Origin of the sequence: Streptacidiphilus jiangxiensis (assembly GCF_900109465.1) — a bacterium.
Taxonomy (GTDB): Bacteria; Actinomycetota; Actinomycetes; order Streptomycetales; family Streptomycetaceae; genus Streptacidiphilus; species Streptacidiphilus jiangxiensis.
Map to the genome: position 1 here is coordinate 1 of NZ_FOAZ01000067.1, position 6,093 is coordinate 6,093.

8 protein-coding genes are annotated in these 6,093 nt (G+C 70.9%); all 8 read left to right on the top strand.

The genetic code is table 11. The features are described 5' to 3' along the window. Positions 1 to 187: 187 nt before the first annotated feature. The 8 genes from BMY61_RS43265 to BMY61_RS43300 all read left to right on the top strand — a co-directional run bounded on the left by BMY61_RS43265 (position 188) and on the right by BMY61_RS43300 (position 6,019). Complete coding sequence (locus BMY61_RS43265) at positions 188 to 832, top strand: RNA ligase family protein (RefSeq protein WP_042449416.1); 645 nt, start codon at positions 188 to 190, stop codon at positions 830 to 832. A gap of 159 nt (positions 833 to 991) precedes the next feature. Continuing rightward, a complete protein-coding gene (locus BMY61_RS43270) occupies positions 992 to 1,351 on the top strand; it encodes a hypothetical protein (protein ID WP_075004316.1) in 360 nt (119 codons plus the stop codon). Positions 1,352 to 1,578: 227 nt separating this feature from the next. After that, positions 1,579 to 1,998, top strand: a complete 420-nt coding sequence (locus BMY61_RS43275) for a hypothetical protein (protein WP_143094838.1) — start codon at positions 1,579 to 1,581, stop codon at positions 1,996 to 1,998. 74 nt (positions 1,999 to 2,072) lie between these two features. Continuing rightward, a complete protein-coding gene (locus BMY61_RS43280; protein WP_042449419.1) occupies positions 2,073 to 2,831 on the top strand; it encodes a hypothetical protein in 759 nt (252 codons plus the stop codon). A 61-nt stretch (positions 2,832 to 2,892) separates the two neighbouring features. Next, positions 2,893 to 3,141 carry a hypothetical protein gene (locus tag BMY61_RS43285; RefSeq protein WP_042449421.1) on the top strand — a complete coding sequence of 83 codons (249 nt, stop codon included), beginning with the start codon at positions 2,893 to 2,895 and terminating at the stop codon, positions 3,139 to 3,141. 255 nt (positions 3,142 to 3,396) lie between these two features. Next, positions 3,397 to 4,455: a hypothetical protein gene (locus BMY61_RS43290; RefSeq protein WP_042449423.1), complete on the top strand. Its 1,059-nt coding sequence runs from the start codon at positions 3,397 to 3,399 to the stop codon at positions 4,453 to 4,455. Positions 4,456 to 4,497: 42 nt separating this feature from the next. Further along, positions 4,498 to 5,229: a hypothetical protein gene (locus BMY61_RS43295; protein WP_042449424.1), complete on the top strand. Its 732-nt coding sequence runs from the start codon at positions 4,498 to 4,500 to the stop codon at positions 5,227 to 5,229. A gap of 268 nt (positions 5,230 to 5,497) precedes the next feature. Further along, on the top strand, positions 5,498 to 6,019 hold the full coding sequence (locus tag BMY61_RS43300) for a helix-turn-helix transcriptional regulator (protein WP_042449427.1): 522 nt from the start codon (positions 5,498 to 5,500) through the stop codon (positions 6,017 to 6,019). The last annotated feature ends 74 nt before the right edge of the window (positions 6,020 to 6,093 follow it).

The window sequence follows — 6,093 nt, forward strand, 5'->3', positions numbered from 1 at the left end:
CTGGAGCGCCGGTGCCAGTCATCGGCGGGCTGCTTCCGCAGACCTCGATTCCGCAGGGAGCACGCTTCGACGGCCTGTGCCTGTATCGCTGACGGCCGGCCGCGGATCGGCCAGCGCCGACGCCCTGAGCGCGACGGCGAGGCCCGGGCTGCCATCTCCTCTCCTCAGCACGAATTCCCGAGATTCCATGGACACCCCCCTGCTCCCCCGTTACCCGCGCACCCCCCATCTGCCCTCCTCACCCGGGGCGACCGCCGACGACGTCGTCGGGACCTGGGCCTCCTTCGCGCCGTCGGGCGACGACGAGGTCATCGCGACCCTCAAGATGGACGGGGAGAACACCACGCTGCACCGCGGCGGTGTGTACGCACGCTCGCCATCGGGCCGCAGCCGGCCCTGGCAGGACCGGATCAGAGCCTTCGCGGCCGGCATCTGCCCGGACATCCCGGACGGGCTGCTCATCAGCGGCGAGAACCTGACCGTTCCCCACTCCATCGTCTACGACCGCGCCCTGCCGCCCTTCATGGTCTTCGCGGCGTGGGAAGGTGACCGCTGCTTGTCGTGGGCGGAGACGGTCGACTGGGCCGAGCTGCTGGGCCTTGCCACCGTGCCGGTGATCTACCAGGGGCGACGGCCGCTTCCCCAGGCACTCCACGACGCCTTCCTGGCCGTGACGGACACGAGCCGGGACGAAGGCTACGTGCTCAGGGACGCCGGCTCCTTCACCCGCAGGCAGTTTCCCGAGCGGGTGGCCAAGTGGGTCCGGGCCGGCCACCTCGCGACCGACTCGAACTGGCCAGCCTCGAAGCGGACCAGGCCGAGGGCGAATTGAGCCCCCATCATGAGCATTGCAATATGAACCAATGCAATGTAAGCTGAAACTACCAGCGGGGCTCTGCGACCTTGCACGGCTCGCCCTTCGAGCCGACGACCCTCGCCCCCGCCACCCCTTCGAAGCAACTGGCCCGCCCTGCGGACCAGGGAGTTCGCCATGCCGTCAGCCCCGCTTGCATTCCACGAGATCAACCGCCGCATCCGCCTTGTGCCCGGAGCCCGGCACGCCCAGCCGCCGTCGCTGTCGATCCACCTCCTCACGGCACTGCCCATCGCCATCTGGGAGCAGCGGGAGCTGATCCCGTCGTCTCCGGAGTACGAGCGGCTGCGGCGCGAGGCGGCCAACATGATCGCCTCGCACGGAGACGACCTCCAGTTCGGCGGGCGGCACGCCGCCGCCACCGCCGCAAGCCTCGCCCGGGGCCTGGCGCTGCTCGCGGGCGCGCCCGGCGGGGTCACCTTCGCGGGCGTGCACGCATGCCTCGAAGACCACGAGGGCTGCCCGGCCGACTCCTGACGCGGGCCGCTGAGCAGCGCCGGAGCGCTCGCGCAGCCAGTCCGCGAGCCAAGGACCGAGCTGCAACCAACCAACTCACCCGTATGCAAAAGAGGTTCACCGCGATGCCCTCGCACCCGTCCGTCCTCGACCGCTACCCCGCTTCCGCCCGCGTCCGCCGGGACTCCACGCACCGCGCTGGGCGCGTCGTGGGATACGCGTCGGCCCGGGCTGCACTCCTCGTCCGGATGGACCTGGCCACCGACCCGGCCGGCCGGTACGAGGAGATCCATCCCGACGACCTCACCCGCCTCCCGGACGAGCTCCCGCTTGGCGACTTGGTCGCCGCTACGGCCTCGCTGCTCGGCCCGGCGTGGACCTCAGCCGGCACTGACGACTACGGGACATATCTGCTGCTCGACAGCCTGACCGGTATCTCCGTGGGTGTCTCGCCGTGCGACGGCCAGGATGACGACGAGGGGCGGTTGACCCTGTCCGCGAGCAACGGCGAGTTCGCCGAGGACGGCTTCGTCACGATGCCGCGGGTCATCTCGCTGAGTGCGGCTGCCCAGTTGCTGCTGCCGGAGGTGCTTTCGGCGAAGGCCGCCCTGCTGGAGTTCCTCGCGGACGGCATGCATTGCACTATGACCATTTACAATGTACGTTAGTTCTCACGAGGGGCCGTCGCCCCCGGTTCCGCGGCTTCAGTAGCCCCATCTCTCCACTCTGATCGGAGTTCCGCATGCCCTCCACCGCCGCATCAACGGTGCTGGCCCTGATCGAGGCCGACTGGGACATGCCCGCCCAGCTCCAGGATCCGTACTGGTCCATGCGCCGCACCGCTTCGGCCGGCGGCGACAGCACAGCCGTCCTCGTGGCGGTCGAGGACCTGGTGCAGCTCGGCTCGGCCCCCTTCGCCGCGGAGCTCGGCATCAAGCTCGCCGACGCCAGGCACGCCGCGGCCGCGACCAGCACGAGCCAGTGGTTCATCACCACCCCGAGCACCACCCCGGGCGTCGAAGGCCACCGTCACGCGGTCGGCCAGGCCGAGCTGCGCCGTCGGGCGTTCCGGATCGGGGCCGCCGACGCGGTGGTCGAGCCGGACGGCTCCCTGACGATTCGACACCGGGGCGGCACGTCCACCACCTACGTTCCGGTCACGGAGGCCGACTACGAGGCCTTCCTCGACGGCAACCGTTGCGCCATGGAGGCCGTCGCCGCGCTCGGGGCCAAGGTGGAGGACCTCATCGCGGCCGCCGAGGCCGTTCCGACCGCCAGCTGGGCGGCCGCCAGGTCCGGGGTCAAGGTCCACATCGGCGGCAGCCAGGTCACCATCTTCTGGTGGTCGGCCACCTATGCGGAGCAGCTCCGCCAGGAGCAGGCGGAGACCGCCCCTTGGAGCGAGGACGGCGGCTACCGCGACCAGGTCGCCGCTCTGCTTGCCCGCTCCGGCATCCAGACCCTCAACGACGCCGGCTCGCTGCAGGTCGTCTGCCCCTGATACCTCCGCCCGGGTCGCCGTCGCCACTGCACCGACCCGGGCACCGTCGAACAGGACCACCGTGAACCCCGATCGCGCCTGGATGCGCATCAGCATTTCCGGCCACCCCGGCTACGCCCGGATGCACACCTCCACCAACGACAACCTCGACCGCGGCTACCCCTCGGAGGACGCCGCCTGGACGCACGAGCTCCGGCCGACCGAGCACCACCCCGACGCCCTCGCCCGCGCACGCGAACACGCCGGCGCGTCCCGGACCGGCGTCAGCGGCATCGAGGTCGAGGTCTACGTCAACGGACAGCGCGTCTGACCTCGGGCCGCCCGCCCACCCGATGAACAGCAGTCTCCGGAGCAGCCGGCGAGTGATACCCCGCCGCCGAGCCGCAGGCGGAGAGCGGCCGCCGGGCGACTGCTACTGCCCCGCGGCACCGACTACCGGCTTCGGCCGGCAATCGCCACACACGCCGCCCGCGTCTTTCGAGCTCTTGGGCGCTGAGCCACACAACCCCCGTCTCCCACCACCGGGCTGCCTCGCGCCGCCCGGCTACACCCTGGAGTGAACCCGATGGACAGGATCCGTCCCCCGCACGCCGGCACCGCGACCACCTTCCTGGTCAGGACCGGCTTCCCGAAGTACGTCGGCACCGGCAGCGGCTTCCGCAGCACCGGAACGAACCCCGTGCAGTCCGGCGAGCCCGGTGGACGGCTCACCGTCCGCTGGATCAGCGAGGCCCCCGTCCCGGAGCTCGAGGACATCGAGACCGAGCGGATGCTGACCGCCCTTCACATCGCCCTGGTCGACTACGGCTACGCGGTGCGCCGCTCGACGGCCGCCTCCGCCGGGCGTCCGGGCCCCGTGCTCGTCCTGATCGACCAGGACAACGCCCTCGCCCAGGACCTGGTCATGCCGCAGCAGCGGGTCGCCTGCGCCGACACCAGCCAGGAGCCCGTGACGTACACCGTCCGCTTCCAGCGGGTCCTGGGCAAGCAGTGGCAGGAGACCGGCACCGGGCTGACCGGCGCGGAGGTCATGGTCGCCGCCGGCCGGGCGCAGCGGGAGGGCCTGCCGGTTTACCAGCACCTGGACGGCACCGTGCGGATCGGCAAGTCCGCCTACGTCCCGGTCCCCGCGGCCGAGCTTGAGCTGCGCCCCGACCGCAGCGGAGCCTTCACCGCGCCGGGAGGCCTGGGCGGCTGGTGGATCCACGAGGTCAGTTCGGACGGCGGCGCGAGCTGGGAGCGGCTGGAGAGCACCGTACTGCTCCGTGAGACCGCGGCTGCGAAGCTGTTCTTGGGTGCCGCCGAGTTCGGCCGGACCTTGGTGTACGACCCTGTCGCTGGCCGCGCCACCGGGGCACTGATCGACGAGCCCGGCGCGCTGCTCGACCGCTTCACCCGCCTCGAGAACTACCTGCCGGACAGCACCCTGGTTCCGACCTGGCAGCTGCTCGTTGACGGCGAGAGCGCTTCGACGGTCGGCGCCCTGACGGTCCGGCTGATGGTCGAGGATGCCTACGGCGTCGCCGGGTCCTGGGCGCGGTTGGCGCCGAGCGGCGAGCTGCGGCTGCACCACCCGGGTGCTCCGGACGCCACGTTCGTGCCGGTGGCCGTCCATGGTCGCTGATCACGGGGCGAGCGCCCACCAGCACGATGGGCGGAGTTCACCGTGAGCGCGCACCAGCACGTCGTGCAGTTCTCCGGAGGCGTCGGCTCGCTCCTCACGGCCGTCCAGGTCGCTGAACGCCACGGCACTGCGGGCATGACCCTGTTGATCGCCGACACCGGGGTCGAGGACGAAGACCTCTGGCGGTTCAGCGAAGACGCCTCCGCCTTCCTGGGCGTGCCGCTGACCATCGTCCGGGACGGTCGAACCCCGTGGCAGGTCTTCCATGACCAGCGCTTTCTCGGCAATGACCGCCTGGCTCCCTGCACCAAGTTGCTCAAACAGCAGCCCTGCCGGGTCTGGATGGAGACGAACGCGCCCCCGGACCGCACTACGGCTTACGTCGGCATCGAGCCGAACAAGCGTGACCGTGGTCGCATCCCTGCCATCGTCCGCAACTGGAAGCCCTGGTCCGTCGAGTTCCCACTTGCCGACGGCCCGGACGCCACCAAGGACGAACTGCTCGCTGAGGTCCGTCGGCTGGGCATCAGGCCCCCGCGCCTGTACGAGATGGGTTTCACCCACAACAACTGCGGTGGCGCCTGTGTCCGCGCCGGCCAGCGGCAGTGGAAGCACCTGCTGGCCATGCTGCCCGACCGGTACGCCCGCGCAGAGCAGGAAGAGGAGGAGCTGCGCCGTCTTCTCGGCGACGTCTCGATCCTCCGTGACCGCCGCGGGGGAATCACCCGCCCGCTGACCCTGGGCTCCTTGCGGGCGAGGGAACAGCAGCTGTGACCTCTCGGCGCGATGCCCGGCCGGAACACTCGGCGAGACTCCGCCTCGGGGATGGGGTGCTGAGCGTCGGGAGCAGCGACGAGCCGCCGCGGCCTGGGCTGTCCGTCGGCCGGCCGCTCGGCCTGGGCCCGATGCCACTCGGCGCGGCGCCCGGGCCGGGCGCCACATTGTAGAAAGGCAGTTTTGACTGTAAGGTCCGTAGCGCGCCCGCGCCTGCGGGTATCCCCTCCTGGCCGGCAACCGGCCGGCCGATTCTGGAGCCGTCGAGATGACCGAACCGGAGCACGCAGCGCTCCCGATGCCGATTCGCGCGATCGCGTTGCGCTACGACGTTGCGGAACAGGCCGTTCGGCGCTGGACGAAGGATCCGACGTTCCCGGAGCCCGTCAAGAAGGGGCGCTGGGACCCGCAGCTGGTCGACCGGTGGATGCGGAGGAACAATCCGGGCGCCTGGGCCTACGCCCAGATCAACCAAGGGGTGGAGAACCCGCTCGGCCTACCCGAGCTGCCGGAGGACGAGCTGCTCGACGCCAAGCGCTTCGGCGAAATGCTCGCCTTCCTGCGGCCGAACCACCCGGAGGAGGAGCGGGCCGTCCCTGCGACGACCATCCGTTCCTACGAGTCCCGCCAGTTCGTCCCGATGGCCGACCGGCACCCGGGCGACGACCTGGAGCCGCCGGCGGAGTACGTCAGCTGGCGCTGGTCCACCGTCCGCGGGCACATCCACGGCAGCCGGCAGCTATCGGCCAAGCGGGTCGCCGTGACCGATGACACCGCGCAGGAGTCCTGATGGCGGCCCCAGTAGCCCTGATCACGCGCAAGGGCATCCACGAGAGGTACGGCGTCGGCGCCAGCGTCGTCACC